Raw genomic sequence first — 20508 nt, 5'->3', positions numbered from 1 at the left:
ATTTAGACAAGGGTTTATTCCTATTTATGAATTGCCAGTTTTGATATGGGTTCAGATCGAAGGGATAAGATAATAGCAATTATTGGGTGTGGAGGAAACGGACAGATTGCCTCCCAGATTTTATCATCATTAGGTTATTCCATTATTCTCACAGACGGAGACTCAGTTGCCAGGTCAGATCTGCCAAGGCAAAGTCTTTTCTCTGAAAAGGATGTAGGTAAAAACAAGTCAAAGGTGTGTGCAGAAAAGATAGGGTGCCTGAGCAATAATGAGAACATAAGGTATGAGCCAGTATATCTGGATTCTTATAACATTGAAGATATATTAAAGGATGTAGATTTAATAATTGATGCAACGGACTCTTTTATTACAAGAAAATTGATGAATGAATTTGCTGTGAAGCATAAAATACCCTTAATATTCAGCTCGAGTTTCGGAAGCTTTGGGCAGATCAAATGCGTGATTCCTCACGAAACTTCATGCCTGCAATGTCTCTTCGGAGAGGGTGAAATGTCACCCCTGAACTGCCATTACGATCGCGTACTTCCCTATGTTCCACAAAACATATCCGCATATATAGTAAGATTTGCAGAAAATATACTTACGAATGGGCAGCGCGATGGAAGTTTGTACTTTTTCGATTTCAACAACGTAAAAATTGAAAAATTTACGGTTAACATTAGGGACAACTGCAGTGTGTGCAGATCTGGGAAATATAAATATCTAGAGGAAAGGAAAATACAAGGGAGGCAGATAATATGAAGAATGAGATAAAAGGTGTCATATTTGATCTAGATGGAACTCTTCTGGATTCGTTCTCTGTGAGAGTGGATTCATGGCATCGGGCACTTTATATGAATGGCCATGATATAGAGAAATCAAAAATAGAACCTTTGATTGGTCTTCCTGGTACATCACTCGCTTCCATCTTTTCTTCAAGTCCTGAAAAGGTTGAAACCGATGAAGAGAAAATATTCAGGGAAAGATTGAATGAAGTTGGATTCTTTCCGGACGTCCCATCCACTCTGGGAAGATTAGACGAACTTAACATCAAATGGTTGGTTGTAACCTCTGCCAGAAGGTCATTTGTGGACCTTATTCCGATCCTTCCTGAAAAGGTGATAACAATAGACGACGTTACCCTTGGGAAGCCTGATGTAGAGCCATATGGAAAGGCCGCGAACTTGATGAATTTGGAACCAAAGAATATTTTAGTTGTTGGGGATTCCATCAATGATATTATTCCTGCAAAGAAATTGGGAATGCTGTCAGTTCTTGTAACCCACGGAATGAAAAAGGACATACAGATTCAGGATTTAACCGTGGAGGAAATTTCCCATATATTGAAAATCATAACAGATTTATCAAAATGAAGGAAGGCTCCATGTATTTCCAAGGAACCGGAATGAAAGATTTCCTGGATCAGATCCCAATTGGGAGCTGGTTATGTTTCCTATTAAACTCACGGTACCCGAGAAGAAGTTTCCATTTCCAGTGGATGTAAGGTTTCCAAGAAACTTATTCCCAGCATAAAGGGAGACTTCGAGGAAAGTTGCAACTATGGGAATAACCCCATTCAAGACTAATTTTGTTGTATTATTATTTGTTTTCAAAAGATATGCATTCGTAAATAGAGGTGGTATTAAGGTCGATATGTTTTGTCTATCTGTGCTCAAGTTCATTCCCGATAAAAATTCCGAAACCACTGCAAGAAAAACATATTCAATGGAGTGAAAGGACCAGCCATCAATCCTCATTTTTGTTGTGTTTAATGGAAGTGACAGGTTTGTACTTATTGAATTATCGGGGTTTATGGTAAGGACATTCTTCATAAGGTAAACGCGGGAAGGTAAGAAACCTGAATTGGATGTGTTCAAACGAGTCTGAACATACACCTTTCCCTTCTCTATTTCTAAATCTTTGAACGTCATCTGTAGACTCTTAAGATCATTTTCCGTTGTGATATAGATTGATGAGGCTGAAATTATGAGGAATGAAGCCAAAATGGCAAAGGCTATCAAACTTACCATCTTGCTTATTTTCATGTGCACAAATATAGATATAAATTAAATTAAATAAAGTTTTCACACTTTGAGGTTTCAATAATTCATACTTCTCCAATTAATGAAAATCTAATTTGGTAAAATGCTGATTTATACTTTTTTCAATAATGGGGAAGAGAAAAGTTAGTGAATATGACAAGATTCTAAATTTTCCGGCTATGTGTGAAATCCTTAGGATTTTCTATTTGTACATTTCCCCCAAAACTTTTTAGCTTTAAACAAAATAATTATAAAACGCATAACAATCAGACATGATTATTTCTGCTCAAAAATTGGCTAAATAGGAATAAACGCATGATTTACATACTAACATCTTACAATTTGGGAAAGGCATTTATATTTCTAACTATTTTCTATATGTACGGTTACGGTTTTTTGAATGGGATAAACCACTGGGACAGCACTTATTATATAGCTATAGCAAGATATGGTTATCTCTCTCTGCAATCCCAGGCCTTTAGCCCAGTATTTCCATTTCTGATCAGATCTGTCGACTATGTGTTTCCAAGAGGATACGACTGGTTTGTGATTTCAGCAATCCTGATCGTGAATATTTTTGGAGAGGCCTTTGTTATTTATCTTTACAGGAAAAGAGGTTACAAAATCTCCGTGCTGGTTGCAATATTTCCAGTTTTTCTGCTTTTTTCAACTATTCCATATTCAGATGACATATCTCTTTTCTTCATATGCCTGTTCATTGAAAGTACAGATGCTGCAGCTATTGGTGCTTTCTCATTTGCAATGGCCACATTTTTAAATCTTGCCTATGCAATTCCATCCCTGATAATCAAGCTTAAAAGATGGTGGCTGTTTCCATTACCGGCCATTGTGGGAGTTGTAGCAGTTCTGGCATTCTGGCACTATGACGGATCACCATTCATTTACTTCACAATAGAGAGAAAATACTGGGGTGTGTTTTTTGGAACACCCATTATACAAGGAGGAAGTATAATGTCCTCATATCTTCATTATGGAATCCCATCAATAGTCTATTTAATGAGAAATTACATCTTTTTTGCAATTTTCCTTTTTGGTTCATATTTACTGGCAAAATCAAAGACAAGAAAAAACATATTCCTTTCAGTTTATACATTTTCCATAGAGATTCCTCTACTATTTGTGGTAGGCGTTCCTGAATTTTCCATCCCAAGGCTTTTGCTTCCTGCTTTCCCGGCCCTCTTTCCATATGCAGATTACGTCAAAACCAATCGTTTTATATTTTTTTATGTTATAATAGGAATTCTGCTTGGCGTAATATTTACTGTGTGGCAATATAAATCATTTTTCTCATAAGATCATGAATATTTTCTATTTTTCCATATAAAATTTCTCCTTAACTACATACCGGTCATCTTTAATCCTTGTTGCGCATTTGTAATGTAAAGTAATGTAAACGTTTTTGTAAAATAAATTAATATTGGAATATGGGAAAAATCGGACTTAAAATCGAATCAAGTACATATGAGAAGTTGAAGTTTTTAAAAACCAGATTTGACTTTGTCTATGAATACAACCTTTCCTGGGATGAATTTTTTCAAGCCATTGTAAGAGACAGCATATTCATTCTGGCACAAGATATATTAAATTCAAAGAATGGCGAACTTAAATTGGATGAAATATTCGATTTATTAGTAGGCAAGGACCAGGAATTAAGGGAATATGTAAAGTCTCATATGAATATCAACAAAATACATAGAAATGGAAAACAGAAGGAGGTTGAGTAAGTGGTAAAATCCAGTTCTGAACCTGAGGTAAGGGTAGTATTCCATAATTCTGGAAAGAGAAAAGGTCATCGGACCAATATTGTCAGAAAGGAGAGATTGCTGGCTTCCATGAAATATGCCATACTGAGTCTGTTCTTCATTCTTTTGTGGTTTACCTCACTCCCCTTTATAAGGAACCATATTGGATTGGATATTGCACTATACCTGACGATTTCAATATTGGCATTTTTAGCCTTACTGTTTTACATTGTTTTTATGAATAAAAAGAATCATATAAAAGATCAGAGTCTAACTCCCATACTATTCCTGTCCCTGACTTCACTTGAATCATTAATTCTCTATCTAATTCTTATCTTTACTCCGAAATTTATAATCGAGATGAATTTTATTTCAGTCATCATACCAGAACTATTCGCCATATTCTTCTTTTCTGTAATTACATCTGGATATTCCTTCAACAAAAGATTCACAAAAGTATCCTTCGAAACCTCCATAAAAATCAGTGGAGATAAGGAGGGAAATGTCAAAAGCATAGAAAGAAGCGATCTGATAGATGATAACATTGCATCCACCATTCAGGATAGAATTAGTGGAAGGATTACTGATGAAGAATTCCAGAATCGCTTAAATCAGCTGGACAATCAGAGACAGCTCATAGCTAGAAAAATTGTTGAGGCTATAGAGAAAAAATACGAAGGGAGAAAGGGGGATAAATCCTGATGTGAAAAGTCCTTTCCTTTTGCATTATTGGTCTTAGGAAATCAATTCCTTTCTGGAATTACTTATATTTTAATTTTCCATAAAAACATACTGAATTCAATTTCACATGCAGAATTTCTTCAATACAAATTGGATTTAACATCTTCTTGAAAGGAAAACTGAAAAAACAGGGGCCTTTCATATTATCCATCCTTTTATGGTTAAATTTAACAAATTATTTTTAACAAAGTTTATTATCGAAATTCGATTTATCGGGCATGCGAGGTGGAATGCTAAAGTACTGGATTCTGAAACTTCTGAGTAATAAACCGATGAACGGAGCTGAAATTATAAAGGAGGTTAATACTAGAAGTGGAGGGCACTGGAAACCCAGTCCTGGGAGTATTTATCCAGCTCTATCTTCCCTTGAGAGGAATGGACTTATAAAGAAGAATGAGGAGGGTCGATATTTAATAACCAAAAAGGGTGAAGAGACCAAAAACGGAATGACAGATATCCTGGAAAACTTCAACGACAGGGAAGAAGAGGATGACATAATAGAGGGAACGGTTGCCAATCTCCGGTATATTAGAGAGGGAATTGAGGACAGGAGCATTCAAAGGAGTAAAATGAATGTTTTAGTGGAGGAATGTAAAAATCTATTGGAGGCAATTAAAAATGAGTGATGAAATAATAGTAGAAACAAAGGATCTAGTTAAGATATACCCAGGCGGAATAAGGGCGGTTCAGGGAATAAACCTGGAAATCAAAAAGGGTGAAATTTATGGTTTTCTGGGTCCCAATGGGGCTGGAAAGAGCACGACCATAAAGATGCTTTCAACGTCTATAAAACCAACATCGGGAAGTGCCCGGATAATGGGTTACGACATTGTTAGGGATTCCATGAAGGTTAGACGAGCCATAGGCGTGGTACCTCAGGATCTCACAACCGATGAAGACCTTAAAGGTATAGAGAATATTGAGATGGTGGCAAGATTTTATGATATACCTTCAAGAGAGGCCAGAGAAAAAGCCAAAGAATTATTGAGCCTTGTTGATCTTTCAGATTTTGGGGAAAAATATGTTAGTTCATATTCAGGAGGTATGAGAAAAAGACTGGAACTTGTGGTTGGACTGGTACACAACCCACAGGTACTTTTCCTGGATGAGCCAACTCTTGGTTTGGATGTTCAAACCAGATCAAAGATGTGGGATTACATCAGGAAAATAAGAGAAGAACTGGGAGTTACAATTATCCTAACCTCACACTATCTTGAGGAGGTTGACGAACTGGCAGACAGAATCTCCATAATTGATCACGGAAAGATAATTGTTACCGGAACCTCTGATGAATTGAAAAGCAATCTTAAGGGAGATATCATTCAGGTTGAATTTTCTTCTGAGGAGGATGCTAACAAATTTGCCGCGTATGAAAATAAGATTGAATCTTCTTTTCCCCAACCTAAAGAGGTTAGAATGAAAGTTAAGGATGCAGATAGTGAACTTCCCGATATAATGAAGTATCTTGTAAATAACGGCATAAAACCCTTGAAACTTAGTGTTCACAGACCTTCTCTTGACCAGGTATTCCTTGAATACACCGGAAGAGAGATCAGGGAGGAAGAAGGTGGAGATGTAAGAAAGATGGCAATGAACATGAGGAGGTTGAGAAGATGAGTGGACTAATTCCATTAACAGTAAGAGAATTGAGAAAGTGGTATAGAAATCCAGTGTTTTTCATAGTAGGTCTATTACAGCCTATTTTCTGGATTGCTTTATTTGGGAGTGCTTTTGATATAACAAAGATATTTTCAGGGCTTCCCCCCAGTTTAAGTTCCCTGAATCCCTTTGGGGATGCACCTAATTATATCACATTCATAGTAGGAGGTATACTTACCACAACCAGTCTTTTCACTGCTATGTTTTCCGGTACAAGTCTTATATTCGATAGAAGGCTTGGTAATCTTGCGAGATTCCTGGTTTCGCCAATCAGAAGAAGTTCCATAGTATTTTCAAAGATTCTTTCAACAACAATTCGAATACTTGTGCAGGCCGTAATACTTGTAATTGCTGCTCTTATAATACCCAATGGCTTGATTCTGAAACATGGGATCACGGTACTGGACATTCTAATAATAACTGCTGCCCTAATCATGATAGCCTTTTCGTTTTCATCCCTGTTTAGTATAATAGCCATCAGGCTGAGAAAGCAGGAAACTATATTTGGAATTATTAACCTTATAAATCTGCCCTTACTCTTTGCAAGTTATGCTCTATTCCCAGCAGGTCTTATGGCTTCATGGCTTGCAAACGTTGCAAACTACAATCCGGTCTCCTGGTCAGCAGTGGCCATAAGGACTGTTTTACTCAACGGATCAATGAATGGGGCACAATTTCATTCAGTGATGCTGGACCTATTATATCTGTTCCTTTTGAGCATGGCTATGATAATTTTAACGACATTTCTATCTGAAAAGGAGATCAGAGATTGAAAAAAATTTATTATTTTTTAATTTCCAGAAATTAATTTTATTACAAGGCCACCGTATATTATTGATACAAAAAGGTCAATTATTTCAAGGAAAGAATTAGGAACTATGAAGACAAGTATAAGAACGAAGAGGAATAGGCCTGTTGTGGGCTCCTTTTTATAGTATTCTGTCAATGTGTTTGGCATCTCTATGATGTTCTGAATAAATCCTTTCTTGTTGAAAATTGAAATTATAATGGAGAAAAGTGAAACTATTGTAAATAGGGAATCTACAATACCCCCAACCACTGGAATGTATGAGAGCAGTGTGGAAACAATGGATATGAATAATGCAATTCCTAAGACAGAACCATAGGAAGCAAGTGAATCTGACAAAGAATTTCTTATGGAAAAATCCCCTGAATCCACAAGGTCCATGGCAGAAAAGGACTGCCAGAAAATGGCCAATACTATGAAGTAGTAAAGGAATAAACCTTCTATCCCGTGAATAACCAGAATATATAATTCAAAAAGATTTGCATTGGATGGAGATAAAGAGCCTAAGGCCAGATAGGATATTATGGCGGCTGCAATTGTATAAATAACGCCTGCAATTATCAGGCCGAAAATGAATGGAAAGATAATCTCTGGTCTTTTTTTAAGTAGTTCAAAGGCTGAAGTCATAGATTTTGATTCGTCAGACATTATGAGCTGATTTTTCTATAAGATATATATATTTCTAAAAATCCACATAATGGTATGATTTCTCCTAATACAAATCAGTTTTTACTTTAATTATTTCACAATTATCAATTTTTCTGTATCGAAAATCTTCATCTGTTAGAATATTTATCATTATACCTATCATAACACCATGTGAAACAATTAATACAGACTGGAATTTTCCCTTAATACTGTTTAAAAATTCCTCTGCCCTCCTGAACTGATCTTCTACCGACTCAAGATTATTTATTGGGAGGTTGCTTCCAACAATGTCAACAATATTTACTTCATTGCCCACCATAATACCTATTTCATTTGTAGTCTTACCTTCCATGTCCCCCAAATTTCTCTCCCTGAGCCGCTTATCGACTAAAATCTCATCTTTGCCTATAATTTCCCCAACGATTTTCGCGGTTTCATAGGCTCTTTTCAAATCACTGGAAAATATGGTATCAATTCTTTCTTCTTTTAAAAGTTCAGCTGCCTTTTTCGCCTGATATCTGCCCTCTTCACTTAAAGGAACATCAGTATGGCCCTGCCATCTTCCACTGGCGTTCCAAACGGTTTTGCCATGCCTCAAAAATATGATGTCCATCGTGAAACTTAATAAATAAATGGGTTAAAAAAATTCCGATTATCTTGTGGAAAGCCCCATCCAGAATTTTTCTTCAAGATCCAGTATGCCCTTGGCCCCTCTTAAGAATTTCTCCCTTGCCTCAGGATCTGATTTATGTGTGCCCAGTACATCCTCCATTGCTTCTTCATGATGAGACTCCAACTCCCTGTGGAAGGTAAAATATTCTATGTCCGCCTTTGAAAATTCCCTGTGAGTGGGTAGAAAATTTTTAAATCCTTCCAGAATCTTATCCCACATGGGTATGGCCATATTCTCCAAGCCAAACTCAGCTCCAAGGGCCTCAAAATAGTCTCCAGAGAAGTAGTTTCTCATTCCATCTAGCCATGCCTTGGTTGTCGGCAGCTGTGGATTTTTAACAAGCGCTACAGGGTCCATTCCTATAGACCTTAGGTATTTCCTGTAAAGCAATTCGTGCCTCTTGGAAGGATCCATGTCACCAAGTTCAGAGACCAGAATTGTAGTCAAATTGGCCGCATCCTCCTCGTATGGTGTATTTACAAGCAGCGTTCCAAGGATTGCAGGCCACTCTCTTGTAAAGTGGTAAAATTCCACTGAAAACCTTTTAAATTCTTCCTCCGAGATATCCCCTTTGGCAAACCTATCCAAAAAGGGATTATTCGTCGCATTATGCTTCTTCACATAGCTGTAAGTCCTGTCATAAAAATTACTTTCATTTAATCCTTCTGACATCATAGTTATAATCATGTTAAAGGTATTATAAATATGTTCTCTTCTTAATATAGTAGAACCAAAATCTCCTATGCAAATGAAATGGCCTTCTATGATATGGAGTAACTCACTGACTGATATTAATTGTATAATTCAGTGAGGTATACTTCGCCTGCCAGAATCTTGTTACTGGATTTCATATCCATGGTCTGTTGGGGGTTAAATGAAACATGAAATTTTCTTTCTGCCTCCATTTTTCTCAAAAGGGCAAGACATGAAAAATCTGAATTCTCATAATCCAGGGAGAATGCTTTTGTGTTGCCAATCCATGATTTTTCCACTGCCCATCGCTTCAAATTCCCTCTCTGAACGTAGTAATACCTACCTGCTCGTTCTTCAAGAATCGTAATCTTCTCCGGGTTGAAGAAAGTGAATTGTCCAGATTCCTCGATCCTCTGGAGTATTCTCTTTACCCTATCCTTATCCCTGAAAAGTTCAAAGAGTTTAAGGCCATTTTCTGGTGGACAAAGAAATATTATTTCACTCTTTGAATAAGTGCATGCTTTCTTCACTATCCTTTCAAACCTTAAAAGATCTGATACTTCAACTTCCACAATTACGGGGTTTCCATTTATGAAATAAATGAGATCCGGTCTTGGACCGTTTAGATTCTCCTCCTCAATTATCCTTATGGACTTCTTTTCCAGATATTCCCTGAAATTCTTTATTAATGTTTTGTGTAAATCAATGTAATCAGATAAACTCTCATTCTTTTCTTCATTGATTCTTCTTCCAAATTTCCTCAGACTACCTGTAATAGCATTATTCAATAGTTCATAATCAAGGGGGCTTTCAATAAGAGGGGGATAGAATTCATTTACTTCTATACCACCTTTTGAAAGAAGGTCTATTGCAGTTACCTTGTGAATTTGACCAAGCATTATGGATTTAATGGCATTCTGTCTCAGTTTTCTGTCGGATACCAGGGAGCATATATCCGTTGCATCTTCCTCTGACATATTGAAGCAGTATATATTCCCGCAATTTGATATAATGGAATCCCTCAATGTTCTGTCATATTGAGAAAGAAACTGGGATGCAAGTGTCAAATAGAGATTGAATTTTCTACCCTCACTTAGTATTTCAGACATAAGGGAAGAATTGAGATTTTGAGCTTCATCAACTATTATCATGGTCTCCTTGCTATTGCCATTTTTTAATATATCACTCCACATTTTATTCAGAATCATGGAAGATATGATCCGACCCTGCTGTATTGACATTTTAGTTTTAGCCACATCTATCACAATCAGTTTCGATCCTTCAGAAAGTTCGTAGGTAAGATTTATGGACTCTTCTTTAGAAGAGATAAAGTTGGCAATTTCCTCATCGGAAACTATGGGAAACAGCTTATTTACTGTACTCATTGAATATTCAATCCAGGAATCCCATTTCTTGATGAGATTTGAAATGACAGGTTTTGTTTCTTCTGAAGAATTTTCCCTTAATTCCTGCATCCTTTCCTTAATTATGAGGGTATTGAGAAAATCCTTAAGGGTAGATTCATTATTCTGCCTTACTATTTCCCGAAGCACTGCCGTAAATATGGTCTGCAGTCTTGGCCCCCATGTTCCCCCGGAAAGAGAATTTTCACTTGAAAATATCTGAGAAATAAGATACATGGAAATTGGAGAGGTCGAAGCACCTGAGAGCACATTCATTCTGATTCCAAATCCATCAACACTTTTTGTCGAAAGATAGATCAATTCCTCATCTCTGCAAAGATCTATGACCTGGGCGGAAAGTGTTCCATGGAAATCCACCAGAATAAAGTTAGTGTCATCTTTTTCCTTTAGGTGCAATATCAAATTTTTTATCAAATTGGATTTTCCAGTACCGGTTCTTCCCAATATAAGAGAATGGAACAGGGGACGACTCTGAGGGATTGTACTACCCTTATCATATGAATCGACGTCTCTGCTTTTTGAACCTATGGAATATCTAAATGGCAAGTATCAAGGAAATTTATTTATTAAATTTAATTTTTCTATAATATCCATATATTTCCACACATCTCCAAATTCAATATATGGAAGTGTCACTGTAACAACAATTTTATCATTCTCATATCTCAGAATTGCAGGGCCAAATTCTGAAACTAAATAGACTTTCCAGTCGTTAATTGAAGTTACCTCCGAGAAAAGATTTCCACTATCCTCAAACTTATAATAGAGATTTTTGAAACCTGTACCTTTGATTGCCATATCCAACCATAAATAGTCGCCATTTACATTCCTGTATATCTCAATTTTGTGAATGTTATTGAAATCACCTTTGGAATCCCCATAATAATCTCCGATTCTGGTATTATTCAATTCACTCCAATTCATCCTGCCCATTCTTTCCTCCTCAAACCATCGCCAGGCCTTTGTATTAATATAATGTGACAGCTGGTAAAATCTTCTATTGACTGATACGGGATTAAAGTCAAGGAACAGTTCCCTGACTGTCTCAGAAAAATCTTCATCGGATCTTATTTCCAGAGAGAGACCATGGGAAAATAGGGAGGCTGCAAATCGATCCCTGTAATCTTCTCCGTAAAACAATGGATATTTCTTTCCGTCAATCATAATATGAGTTCTCCATATATTGGAATAGGTTTCAGAAGACGTTTTCATTAAATTCTTTGGGAATCCTGAATAGTACCAGTCCATTAAAAACTCCTTGACAGAAAAGTTCAGATTGCCGTAGTTAAAATCCTGAACCAATGTAACATGATTTTCCTCACCATGCCTTAATAATAATTTACTATCCTTGTAGGGAAAAATATATGGCACAAATGGTAGATTGTAATTTTTCAGATTATCCCTATGAACCTCCTCAATCACTGTCCTTCACCCTATTGGATATATATCCGATTTCTTTTGATTCAATCCTCACAATATCCCCGTTCTTTAAGAATGGGAATTTTCCTGAATTTGCAACTCCAGAGGGTGTTCCACTCAGTATCATGTCTCCCGGAATTAGAGTGACAAATTTACTTATATAACTTATCATCTCAGGAAATGAAAATATCATATCTTCTGTATTTCCATTCTGTCTTATCTCCCCATTTACTGAGGTTATGATGTCGAATGAGTTAATGTCCCCAAAATATACAGAGGCCGAAATAGGGAGAAAGGTATCGGATGCTTTGCCCATTATCCAGTTCTTCCCTAAGCCCTCCGAATATTGATTCTGGATGTCTCTGGCGCTAACATCGTTTACAACTGCATATGCAGCAACTGATTCCGATGATTGCTTCAAACTGGCATCCCTCAATCTCCTCCCTATAACGGCAGCTATTTCTCCTTCATAGTCCAGTTTTAGTACGGACCTGGGTTTGATTATATCCGAATCAAATGAAGTTAAGGACGTAATAAACTTTGGGAAAAAATAGGGAAAATTCGGAGTTTTTTGGTTTGTTTCCCCCGAGTGTGATCTAAAATTCAAGGCAGGACAAAGTATTTTGGAGGGATTAACAGGTAAAACAGTTTCTCCAGTTTGTTCAATCCATTCGCCTTCCTTTTCTATCATTTCTGTGTATTTCTTTATGTCCGAATAAAACTGATTAATAGATATATCCATTTTTAAATATTTTTTTCCATTACCCTGGCATACACATGGAGACAATTTTCCATTATTTTTAAGAAATTCAATTTGCATGAATATGTATTATTAGGCATTATATACATTTTCATAATTTCTCGTATATTGGCTGTAAATGGAATAGTTTGTGGCAAACCACATGAATGGTAGTGATATTCCCAGAAGTACTAGTGAAAATATCTCCTGAGTTGCAAGACTGTATATGGGCCAGATTACGCTTTCAGTTACTATGGAATAATAAAGTGCAATAACAAATAGAACAGGAAACATTCCAGCTACATATTCTGAAGCTATGATCCTTCTGCCCTTATCCAAACCTGAAAGGATTATTGAGAACATGAAGCCATTTAGGATTGATATAATCCCCATTAGGGAAAATAAGACTCCATTATGTATTGTGTCCTCCAAAATCAATGGCCAGTACCAGATTATCATAAGAATAAGAATCGCAAATGAAAGAAGACTCATTATTTTGACTCCGACATGTATTCTTATTTTTAAAAATTTGAAAACGTTGAAGAAAATGTAAGTTGAAATAACAAAAACCCCAATACTCGTCCCAAAATAAAAGAACAGGTTTGACTGGAGATTGTAAAATGAACCTAGGGTAACAAATATTGGTATGAACAGGATAGCAATTATGGACAGAACTATTTCCCTGAGGTTGGTTTCATTGGATTTCCATATAATTTCAAAAAATGAGTTATTCCCATGCTTTTCAAGATAATGTATCAGAATAAAGGTCATCAGTGATAATATGAGGCTTTCCATTATAACCGGAACAGATATGATACCAAGAATTTCTGCTCCGATTGCCGGTATAATAGAAGTGGTTGTTTCGCACTGGCATGAAAGAACTGAAAATGACATAGAGGTGAGTCCAAAAGCCTCCGCACCCTTGCTTTGATTGCTCCCTGCGATCTCTATTATTTTTCTTGAATTCTCCAATAATAAAAAACCCAATAGAAGGATAATTACTGTGAACTGAATGCTGATGCTAAAAATAAAGAAGCGCTGTGAAAATATTACTATCCCGTTCTGAAAAAATATGGGTATCCCCGAAAGTTTGACATCGTCAGAGATATTTGCTACCAGTATATTACCAATTTTTTCTATGGGGTCATATCTTAGCAATGAGGCAATGAACATCATTATGAGTCCATACAGGATATATGCAAATCTGTATAGCCTTTCTTTGATGTTTTCTATAATATACCGGATACCTAAAATAAAGGAAAGAATCTGCAAAATCATCACAATAAAGACAGAAAAATCCAGAAAAAGAGTGATCAGATCTGAAATAAGAAAAATGGAAATGAAGTAACCCCACAATATTTTGGGCATTCTTTCAGAAAAAGCCTCAAAAAGTGGCATTAAAATTATTACAGAAAGAAATAGAATAGTCATATCCCTTGTGCCGTGTGAGAAAATTGTTACACCTGCATTTATCAGGTACAATATGGATAATATATATAACGCATCAGATAGAATCAGTAGTGACCTTCTCCTGCTCACGAGATCACCTGAACATAGTAACCGAGTATTGTCATTAATATCCCCAGGAGTATGAGGGATCCTGCCCATGAGCTTATTTTTCCACCTGATTTTTTGCCCAAAATAATCCCAAGTGCAATTAAGGTTATGTATGAAACGATTATGGATATATAAGGGGTTCTGTTTAGAATTGAGTATGAGAGCAAAGGTATGGATGCTCCCACAAAGCCCATAAGCATTGATACACCTCCACCCTTAAACGCATCTAAGAACAGTTCCATGTTTACTTCATTCCTAACCCTTCTTGATCCCTGTGGTCTAAGATGCTTATAAACTAGACTATCTTCAGCACGCAATTTTCCATATTCCGCAACAAGATAACTGGCAGCTCCAACCACCGATGAACCTACAGCTATTCTAACTGCAAGGGATAATGGCATTTCTATATCACTAAGTATTGCCCTACTAGCTATCATAAGTGCCGTAATTATTCCATCTATGGTCCCAATCGTGAATGCAAATTCCAGGTCGGAATTCACTGATAACGCCTTATATTCTCTACCAGTCTGCTTCCAGCTGCAATTTCGTCAACAGAATGAACAACTGCACCTGTGGCATCGATCTTTCGTACAATCTCGTCAAAGTTCATGTTGTTGCCTTCTATTGTTATATTTGTACCCATGGTTTCCATATCTATTTCGGTGACGCTTATATTCACACCTTCAACACCCTTAACCGAACTAATGGCCTCTGAAAGTTCAACAAGTGTTGGCCTATTCAAACCTTTACCTACGTCCAGAATGAGCCTCCTTATATTCATAAGTTTATTCCTCTAAACTACACTTAACCTTATTATGGATATTAAATAAATGTTATGAAAACATTTCTATAATCCTTGAGAGACAATTATATACTTTCCTCTCGTTTTTAATTTTACCTATATCCCTATTGAACATAATGAAGTTTAATAAGAAATAGGAAAAATGTTTACAAGTACCGTTAGGATATTTCTACTGGTAAATTAAGGAAATATTTTTTATTTACTTAATGATAGCAATACATGGAAGATAGAAGGAAAGAGATGATAATCGTTATGCTCTTAGTGGTTATGATGTCTGCAATAATGTTTTATGTATCCTATCTTAATACGTCTGCATAATTATGAAATTTGGAATCCTGACAGTTGGAAATGAAGTTGTTAAGGGTAGGACTGTGAATACTAATGCCTCAGAAATATCCAGATCCTTGATAGAAAACGGTCATGAAGTGGTTTATGTAGTTACGTGCAGGGATGAACCTGGGGATATATGTAAATCTTTAAAATTTCTGATGGAAAATTGCGATTCAATTGTTAGTAGCGGCGGATTAGGTCCAACAATAGATGATATTACGATTCAGTCAATTGCTAAGTGCTTGAATTTAAAAATGGAAGTAAATGAGGAGGCAATAAAAATTCTGGCGGATAAATACTCATCCCTAAATTTAACTATGACCGAGGAAAGAAAGAAAATGGCAATGATGCCTGAAGGCGCATCTATAATTAAAAATGATGTGGGAACAGCACCTGGTATGGTTTTAAATTATGAGGGGAAGTTCGTATTCTCAATACCTGGCGTTCCCAAAGAAATGAGACAGATGTTAAAGGAAATCAACAAAATAACAGGAAGGGGTAAATTAAATTATATTTCACGAGAAATAAAGATTGAGGGAATAATGGAGAGCAGTTTTGCTCCATATATTAGGAAAATATCAGAGGAAACAGGAAAAGGGGTGTTTGTGAAATCCCATCCAGAGTCAATGGAATTTTCAAATCCAATTCTAATCATAGAGGTATACGGTTATTCAGAAAATGAGAAGGAACTGGAGGAAACTGTAAATAGGTGCTTGAAAGAGATAAATAATTACGCAATAAAGTTAAACGGAAGGATAAAAGAATAAATAATCTGGCAGATTTTCTGAAGAAAAATCAGATTTCAATCTGAAAGAGAATTGATGCGTTGAGCGATAAGGATGATAAATATTTTTATTCTCTAAACCATTCATTTACCGATCTTCATGAGAGAGCTGGAAAAATTTGAAATAAATGCATTGGAACTTTGCAAAGATGAGGCTTTTAAGGAAAAGATGAAAATCAAACTTCAGAAAAAATCAAAGCCAATTGATCCATATGAATTAAAGAAATTGGAAAATAAGATTGAAAAAATCAATAAAAAGTATAATCAGTGATGTCCGGGAGGAAATACAGACATATCAAAATCATAGTATCTCTTATCGTCAAATCTCAGTATATCCGGATTTACATTCAATTTTACGGCTAAGTGATAGGAGAGAAAATAAGTGTATGCTATGGCCTGTATTGGAAATTCAAAATTATTCCTGGTGTCGAACTTTATTTCAAAATCTCCCGTACCATTTATAGTAACAGATTTAGCATTTACGTGTCTGATCCCAGAAACTATTTGAGATGTTCTTTCCCTGTCATTATGTCCGGAAATTATTATGAGCAATGTGTTATTATCTGTCACAGAGGTACATCCATGATTATACTCCTCTAACTCTATTCCTTCGGAATGTATGTGAGTAGCTTCCTTTAACTTTTGCGCTGTCTCTCTGGCAGCTATGAAATTATAGCCAGCTCCCAAAACAAAAATATTTCCAATGTTTTCGAGTTCATCAACAATGCTCTTTGTTTCAAGATCAGCATCTTGAAGAGTATTGTCCATAATTCGAATAAACTCATTGAAATCGTATTCTTCATCTATCGTCTTTCTGGCTATAATGGCGCTTGCAAGAACATTGTCGAAAAATGCCTTTGTATTACATAAGGACTTATCCTTTTCCCGAATAATTACTGGGATATCGCTTTCCTTCGCAAGGGGCGATTCCTGGTCATGAGTAATACCTATAACATTGGCCTCCGGATGATTCCTAATTGCTGCCATAGTTGAATAAGTCTTGCCTGTATGTGACAGTGCAAGTATGTTAGGCAAAGGACTGTAGTAATTGGCAAGTTCGTAACCCATATAGGAATTCCATGTTCCATTCTCATTCCCTGCAAACTGGAATCCGAGAACTCCGGCGTGATAGGATGTTCCATTTCCGGTAACGGTTATCCCTTTTCTTTTCAATTTTAACTCCACCGATTCTGTATTTTCTTTCGTAGTTTTAAGTGCTTTAGGTGTCTCTTTCAACATCTCATACATAAGATAGGGATGTTCATTTCTTACCTCTGGCAATTCGTCAGTCATAAGTCATTAATTTGTAATAGCATAAAACCATTTGGTAAAATATTTTTCACAAAATTAAGTGTATTGGCCACACTCTACATCTTTCAGTAAAAATGAAAACTTGTGTTATCAAATAATAAGAAGATAAAACGAGTAAAAGAGTCAAAACACATTCTTTCAAACGGGTCAGGAAAAATAAAAATTATTTTAATCTAATTTATGATATCATAACGGTAATTGGGTAAAATGAGAAATCAAGAGTTGGTGTTTGCATTCAAAAATATAGGTCCAATAAAAAAGAATGGAAAAATTAAGAACTCAGATATAACTTTGATATATGGATATCCAAATTCAGGGAAATCTTTCATTCTAAGGGCACTTTACAGCGCCTTATCTGTAATTGATAAAGAAATGGAAGATTCAATTAAGAATTTTTTGGAAGAAAATTTATCCATATTAATCCTAAAATCTCTTGGTAACAGCCTAAGTAAAATAATAGAAACATTTATGGAAGTAATAGATACAACTCTTCATTTTTATGATTTAACTCCAAGAAATCTAGTAAATTCAGTTCCAGAAGATGAACTCAACAAGGTCCTATTAAGTATAATCAAAGAAAATGTTCATCATATTGAATTTGAATCATCAGAAAATGGAATTTTATACACATTTAAAGATCAGGTTACGATTCCTATTTACATTGACTCTATAAACAAAAATTTGAAAAATTCATTTTTTAGATTTCTTTCAAATATTATAGGAGGTGGATCTATCAAAACCTTAAAAATAAATGGAGAAAGGTTCGATAATCTTTTAGAATCTGAAATTAGAAATTTATCCTATAACTCTGTGAATGGAAATTTCGCTCCTCGTGCTGAACATTTAATTGGTTCCATCGATAGAACCCGAATTGTTTATGAATTTAAAACCAACCTAATCTATTCAATTCCTGAAATTTCTACTAAATCTTGCATAATAAATATTGATGCACAAATATTAATAAAAAAGATTAATAATGTACATAAAAACATTAAAAGTAACATTGACAATAATGAAAAAATAGACCAAGAAGCACTCAGAAATCAAGTAATTTCAAAGATAAAAAGCAATAAAAGACAAGGGTTTTACATCTTTTCATTAAGAGAGATTCCAGAAGGACTGTCTAAAAGTATATCTAAAACAATAGTGGAATATTTTATTATTCACATTCATTCCTTAGTTAAAACATATTCTAAAATAAATGAGGTAAGGTTTATACCATTTGGAAGAACACCTCTTATTAATTATTCGTTTCTTAAAAACGATCAAAACAAGAGTAGGGAAGATTTGCAAAACGATTCAATGCAAAATATATATAATACATTTATCAAATGGATAAAGTATACTGAGACAAAAATTATAACAGAAAATAAACCATTTCTAAAATCTCCGATCGTAATGCAAGGGGATATATCTTATGATAAAATTACAAATCGCTTATTTTATACTGACAGAAACAATTTTACTGTTGACATAAGGTATGCCTCAGCCATGGCTAATGAAGTCGCAGGAATAGTGCTGATATCTCTCTCAATGGAAGAAGGTTTAATTATTATTGAAGAACCTGAATCGCAGCTCCATCCCTCATCTCAAATAATAATGGCACTGACATTAATTGATATGGCGTCATCCGGAAAGAGAATAGTTTTTTCGACTCACAGTAACATATTAGGTCAGATTTTTTATCTACTTCACAAATACAAACCCAGTCCAAGGCAAATACAAAATTTGATAGATGATGTGATAAATACTGAATATGAAAGTAAAAATGAAGAAGCAATAAGCGATTTGGCATTTAGTGTTTCCAAGGCTTTAGATTATGTTGAGTTCGACTCTTACTATGTAGATAAAGTTAACGCGGTAAGAGAAATTAATTTGGAAAAATTCGGCAATGGAATACCAGGGATAACAGATGAAGTTCTAATGAAGTTGTTGAACTGGACAGGAAAAATATCAGAGGATGAATAAAGAGGATAAAAATCATGAGCGGTACACTTAATGATGGTAATGAAATATATTCTACAAATTTCAAAGATAGTAATTGCAGTGTTACGATTAAGAAAGTTGATGAGTTTGTGGCTCTAATTAATATTGAGGAAACTTCTATTGGAAAAAGTACTCCCCACGCAGATTTAGCTTTAATTTTTAAAAAAGGCAAAAGGAAAATAATTATTTTCGAGTTAAAGGGTGTTGATTCATTAAAAGAAAAGGAAAAATACGAAATTCTTATGAAAAGAATAAAGAACAAACTGATTCCAACTGTTAATTTATTTTTGGAAGATACAGGTAAAGGTGGTAAACGGGAATCGAATAAAGTTGCTCAATTAAATGGGCATTCAGTTTTTGAATACGTAATTGTTGTTAAAAATGAATCTATAAGACAGCAATTTGTCGGCATTTTAATTGAGAAAAAAATAAATTTAAATTTGTCAGGGAAACAATTTGGTGTTCCCATAAATTTTCATTTAGAGAAAGAAGATTATTATCCCTCATAAAAAATTTTGTTATGGTCACATAAGATGAGGTGAATTAAGTTCACACAAGTGACAAACGTCTTTAAATTAATGATTTCCCTAAAAATTTTCTTAAAATGGGAACTGAAGACCTTTCATATACATTTTGGATTTTAAAATAACGCAGTTAATTTGTAAAATTCTTCCTTAATCAATCAATATATACTCTTAATTAATTACAATTAAGAATGGCAGCAGTAAGAATTGAGGGGGACTACTCCAACATAACAACATATTTCGGCCAAATGCTTTCAATTAAAAAACTAAGGGAGTTTGATCTTCACACTTTTCATCTCTATTTTGAAGGCTATCAGGGAATAATAGACGCAGACAGAGGGTTAACTGGCTTCTCAAAGGACTTCCCCGATTCCAAAAATGTCGGCAGGATAGTTTACATAGAATTCACAGCGAGTACAGGTTCTAAAAGTTTTTCCTTTAAAATCGGATGGGATTACGCTGAATTTGAGGGTATAGATGAAAAGTCATCCCAGAGTTTCATGGACCTTTTGGATCAATCCACATTTAGATTTTTTTAAAATGCATTTAAGAAAAATAATATTAACGAAAATGACAATACAAAAACATTAATTTATAATATTGTA

General features: G+C 35.2%; 24 protein-coding genes. 13 read left to right on the top strand and 11 right to left on the bottom strand.

Annotation, left to right across the window (positions count from 1 at the left end; genetic code table 11):
* Positions 1 to 45: 45 nt before the first annotated feature.
* The gene (locus ACNF42_RS00340; protein WP_443337633.1) at positions 46 to 762 is read left to right on the top strand and encodes a HesA/MoeB/ThiF family protein; all 717 of its coding nucleotides are present in this window, start codon (positions 46 to 48) and stop codon (positions 760 to 762) included.
* Positions 759 to 1373: an HAD family hydrolase gene (locus ACNF42_RS00335; RefSeq protein ID WP_443337631.1), complete on the top strand. Its 615-nt coding sequence runs from the start codon at positions 759 to 761 to the stop codon at positions 1371 to 1373. The genes ACNF42_RS00340 and ACNF42_RS00335 overlap by 4 nt, the downstream gene beginning before the upstream one ends.
* On the opposite strand, the gene ACNF42_RS00330 is transcribed toward ACNF42_RS00335, so the two are convergent.
* Positions 1365 to 2045, bottom strand: a complete 681-nt coding sequence (locus ACNF42_RS00330; protein ID WP_443337628.1) for a hypothetical protein — start codon at positions 2043 to 2045, stop codon at positions 1365 to 1367. The two genes, ACNF42_RS00335 and ACNF42_RS00330, sit on opposite strands and share 9 nt — an antisense overlap.
* Before the next feature lie 312 nt (positions 2046 to 2357).
* Between ACNF42_RS00330 and ACNF42_RS00325 the strand changes: the two genes are divergently transcribed.
* The 6 genes from ACNF42_RS00325 to ACNF42_RS00300 all read left to right on the top strand — a co-directional run bounded on the left by ACNF42_RS00325 (position 2358) and on the right by ACNF42_RS00300 (position 6978).
* Positions 2358 to 3356, top strand: a complete 999-nt coding sequence (locus ACNF42_RS00325) for a hypothetical protein (protein ID WP_443337626.1) — start codon at positions 2358 to 2360, stop codon at positions 3354 to 3356.
* A 131-nt stretch (positions 3357 to 3487) separates the two neighbouring features.
* Positions 3488 to 3787 carry a hypothetical protein gene (locus ACNF42_RS00320; RefSeq protein ID WP_443337625.1) on the top strand — a complete coding sequence of 100 codons (300 nt, stop codon included), beginning with the start codon at positions 3488 to 3490 and terminating at the stop codon, positions 3785 to 3787.
* Positions 3788 to 4507 (top strand): hypothetical protein, encoded by a 720-nt coding sequence (locus tag ACNF42_RS00315; RefSeq protein WP_443337623.1) that lies wholly within the window; start codon positions 3788 to 3790, stop codon positions 4505 to 4507.
* Between the two features lie 269 nt (positions 4508 to 4776).
* Positions 4777 to 5172 (top strand): PadR family transcriptional regulator, encoded by a 396-nt coding sequence (locus ACNF42_RS00310; RefSeq protein WP_443337621.1) that lies wholly within the window; start codon positions 4777 to 4779, stop codon positions 5170 to 5172.
* Positions 5165 to 6163, top strand: coding sequence for an ATP-binding cassette domain-containing protein (locus ACNF42_RS00305; protein WP_443337619.1), 999 nt, complete (start codon positions 5165 to 5167; stop codon positions 6161 to 6163). The genes ACNF42_RS00310 and ACNF42_RS00305 overlap by 8 nt, the downstream gene beginning before the upstream one ends.
* Positions 6160 to 6978, top strand: coding sequence for an ABC transporter permease (locus tag ACNF42_RS00300; protein WP_443337617.1), 819 nt, complete (start codon positions 6160 to 6162; stop codon positions 6976 to 6978). The genes ACNF42_RS00305 and ACNF42_RS00300 overlap by 4 nt, the downstream gene beginning before the upstream one ends.
* A 17-nt stretch (positions 6979 to 6995) precedes the next feature.
* Here ACNF42_RS00300 and ACNF42_RS00295 read toward each other — a convergent pair whose 3' ends face one another.
* The 9 genes from ACNF42_RS00295 to ACNF42_RS00255 form a co-directional block, all read right to left on the bottom strand.
* Positions 6996 to 7661 (bottom strand): hypothetical protein, encoded by a 666-nt coding sequence (locus ACNF42_RS00295; protein WP_443337615.1) that lies wholly within the window; start codon positions 7659 to 7661, stop codon positions 6996 to 6998.
* A 64-nt stretch (positions 7662 to 7725) separates the two neighbouring features.
* The gene (locus ACNF42_RS00290) at positions 7726 to 8274 is read right to left on the bottom strand and encodes a histidine phosphatase family protein (protein ID WP_443337613.1); all 549 of its coding nucleotides are present in this window, start codon (positions 8272 to 8274) and stop codon (positions 7726 to 7728) included.
* A gap of 39 nt (positions 8275 to 8313) precedes the next feature.
* Positions 8314 to 9009, bottom strand: a complete 696-nt coding sequence (locus ACNF42_RS00285) for an iron-containing redox enzyme family protein (RefSeq protein WP_443337611.1) — start codon at positions 9007 to 9009, stop codon at positions 8314 to 8316.
* Between the two features lie 116 nt (positions 9010 to 9125).
* The gene (locus ACNF42_RS00280) at positions 9126 to 10997 is read right to left on the bottom strand and encodes an ATP-binding protein (protein ID WP_443337609.1); all 1872 of its coding nucleotides are present in this window, start codon (positions 10995 to 10997) and stop codon (positions 9126 to 9128) included.
* 3 nt (positions 10998 to 11000) lie between these two features.
* Complete coding sequence (locus ACNF42_RS00275) at positions 11001 to 11873, bottom strand: hypothetical protein (protein ID WP_443337606.1); 873 nt, start codon at positions 11871 to 11873, stop codon at positions 11001 to 11003.
* A complete protein-coding gene (locus ACNF42_RS00270; protein WP_443337603.1) occupies positions 11866 to 12690 on the bottom strand; it encodes a fumarylacetoacetate hydrolase family protein in 825 nt (274 codons plus the stop codon). The genes ACNF42_RS00275 and ACNF42_RS00270 overlap by 8 nt, the downstream gene beginning before the upstream one ends.
* A 12-nt stretch (positions 12691 to 12702) precedes the next feature.
* Positions 12703 to 14148, bottom strand: a complete 1446-nt coding sequence (locus ACNF42_RS00265; RefSeq protein WP_443337601.1) for a hypothetical protein — start codon at positions 14146 to 14148, stop codon at positions 12703 to 12705.
* Positions 14145 to 14666 (bottom strand): hypothetical protein, encoded by a 522-nt coding sequence (locus ACNF42_RS00260; RefSeq protein WP_443337598.1) that lies wholly within the window; start codon positions 14664 to 14666, stop codon positions 14145 to 14147. The genes ACNF42_RS00265 and ACNF42_RS00260 overlap by 4 nt, the downstream gene beginning before the upstream one ends.
* Entirely contained in the window at positions 14663 to 14947 is a 285-nt protein-coding gene (locus tag ACNF42_RS00255) for a DUF211 domain-containing protein (protein ID WP_443337596.1), read from the bottom strand. Before ACNF42_RS00255 ends, ACNF42_RS00260 begins: the two co-directional genes overlap by 4 nt.
* A 341-nt stretch (positions 14948 to 15288) precedes the next feature.
* Here ACNF42_RS00255 and ACNF42_RS00250 point away from each other — a divergent pair, with 341 nt between their 5' ends.
* Entirely contained in the window at positions 15289 to 16065 is a 777-nt protein-coding gene (locus ACNF42_RS00250; RefSeq protein ID WP_443337594.1) for a molybdopterin-binding protein, read from the top strand.
* 117 nt (positions 16066 to 16182) lie between these two features.
* Positions 16183 to 16353, top strand: coding sequence for a hypothetical protein (locus ACNF42_RS00245; RefSeq protein ID WP_443337592.1), 171 nt, complete (start codon positions 16183 to 16185; stop codon positions 16351 to 16353).
* On the opposite strand, the gene ACNF42_RS00240 is transcribed toward ACNF42_RS00245, so the two are convergent.
* Complete coding sequence (locus ACNF42_RS00240) at positions 16347 to 17375, bottom strand: SIS domain-containing protein (RefSeq protein ID WP_443337590.1); 1029 nt, start codon at positions 17373 to 17375, stop codon at positions 16347 to 16349. The genes ACNF42_RS00245 and ACNF42_RS00240 overlap by 7 nt on opposite strands.
* Positions 17376 to 17600: 225 nt before the next feature.
* Here ACNF42_RS00240 and ACNF42_RS00235 point away from each other — a divergent pair, with 225 nt between their 5' ends.
* The 3 genes from ACNF42_RS00235 to ACNF42_RS00225 all read left to right on the top strand — a co-directional run bounded on the left by ACNF42_RS00235 (position 17601) and on the right by ACNF42_RS00225 (position 20442).
* The gene (locus ACNF42_RS00235; RefSeq protein ID WP_443337587.1) at positions 17601 to 19361 is read left to right on the top strand and encodes an AAA family ATPase; all 1761 of its coding nucleotides are present in this window, start codon (positions 17601 to 17603) and stop codon (positions 19359 to 19361) included.
* Positions 19362 to 19375: 14 nt separating this feature from the next.
* The gene (locus tag ACNF42_RS00230; RefSeq protein ID WP_443337584.1) at positions 19376 to 19888 is read left to right on the top strand and encodes a hypothetical protein; all 513 of its coding nucleotides are present in this window, start codon (positions 19376 to 19378) and stop codon (positions 19886 to 19888) included.
* A 206-nt stretch (positions 19889 to 20094) separates the two neighbouring features.
* On the top strand, positions 20095 to 20442 hold the full coding sequence (locus ACNF42_RS00225; protein ID WP_443337582.1) for a hypothetical protein: 348 nt from the start codon (positions 20095 to 20097) through the stop codon (positions 20440 to 20442).
* Positions 20443 to 20508: the final 66 nt, after the last annotated feature.

Origin of the sequence: Cuniculiplasma thermophilum (genome assembly GCF_052315355.1) — an archaeon.
Lineage (GTDB): Archaea > Thermoplasmatota > Thermoplasmata > Thermoplasmatales > Thermoplasmataceae > Cuniculiplasma.
This window is presented reverse-complemented; position numbering and strand designations above follow the sequence as displayed.

Bases quoted from the DNA above. Each gene is read 5' to 3' on its own strand.
- ACNF42_RS00310 (WP_443337621.1), top strand. From the start codon at position 4,777: ATGCTAAAGTACTGGATTCTGAAACTTCTGAGTAATAAACCGATGAAC.
- ACNF42_RS00320 (WP_443337625.1), top strand. From the start codon at position 3,488: ATGGGAAAAATCGGACTTAAAATCGAATCAAGTACATATGAGAAGTTG.
- ACNF42_RS00225 (WP_443337582.1), top strand. From the start codon at position 20,095: ATGGCAGCAGTAAGAATTGAGGGGGACTACTCCAACATAACAACATAT.
- ACNF42_RS00300 (WP_443337617.1), top strand. From the start codon at position 6,160: ATGAGTGGACTAATTCCATTAACAGTAAGAGAATTGAGAAAGTGGTAT.
- ACNF42_RS00245 (WP_443337592.1), top strand. From the start codon at position 16,183: ATGAGAGAGCTGGAAAAATTTGAAATAAATGCATTGGAACTTTGCAAA.
- ACNF42_RS00235 (WP_443337587.1), top strand. From the start codon at position 17,601: ATGAGAAATCAAGAGTTGGTGTTTGCATTCAAAAATATAGGTCCAATA.
- ACNF42_RS00340 (WP_443337633.1), top strand. From the start codon at position 46: ATGGGTTCAGATCGAAGGGATAAGATAATAGCAATTATTGGGTGTGGA.
- ACNF42_RS00250 (WP_443337594.1), top strand. From the start codon at position 15,289: ATGAAATTTGGAATCCTGACAGTTGGAAATGAAGTTGTTAAGGGTAGG.
- ACNF42_RS00240 (WP_443337590.1), bottom strand. From the start codon at position 17,375: ATGACTGACGAATTGCCAGAGGTAAGAAATGAACATCCCTATCTTATG.
- ACNF42_RS00335 (WP_443337631.1), top strand. From the start codon at position 759: ATGAAGAATGAGATAAAAGGTGTCATATTTGATCTAGATGGAACTCTT.
- ACNF42_RS00255 (WP_443337596.1), bottom strand. From the start codon at position 14,947: ATGAATATAAGGAGGCTCATTCTGGACGTAGGTAAAGGTTTGAATAGG.
- ACNF42_RS00330 (WP_443337628.1), bottom strand. From the start codon at position 2,045: ATGAAAATAAGCAAGATGGTAAGTTTGATAGCCTTTGCCATTTTGGCT.
- ACNF42_RS00285 (WP_443337611.1), bottom strand. From the start codon at position 9,009: ATGATGTCAGAAGGATTAAATGAAAGTAATTTTTATGACAGGACTTAC.
- ACNF42_RS00325 (WP_443337626.1), top strand. From the start codon at position 2,358: ATGATTTACATACTAACATCTTACAATTTGGGAAAGGCATTTATATTT.
- ACNF42_RS00230 (WP_443337584.1), top strand. From the start codon at position 19,376: ATGAGCGGTACACTTAATGATGGTAATGAAATATATTCTACAAATTTC.
- ACNF42_RS00290 (WP_443337613.1), bottom strand. From the start codon at position 8,274: ATGGACATCATATTTTTGAGGCATGGCAAAACCGTTTGGAACGCCAGT.
- ACNF42_RS00270 (WP_443337603.1), bottom strand. From the start codon at position 12,690: ATGCAAATTGAATTTCTTAAAAATAATGGAAAATTGTCTCCATGTGTA.
- ACNF42_RS00295 (WP_443337615.1), bottom strand. From the start codon at position 7,661: ATGTCTGACGAATCAAAATCTATGACTTCAGCCTTTGAACTACTTAAA.
- ACNF42_RS00305 (WP_443337619.1), top strand. From the start codon at position 5,165: ATGAGTGATGAAATAATAGTAGAAACAAAGGATCTAGTTAAGATATAC.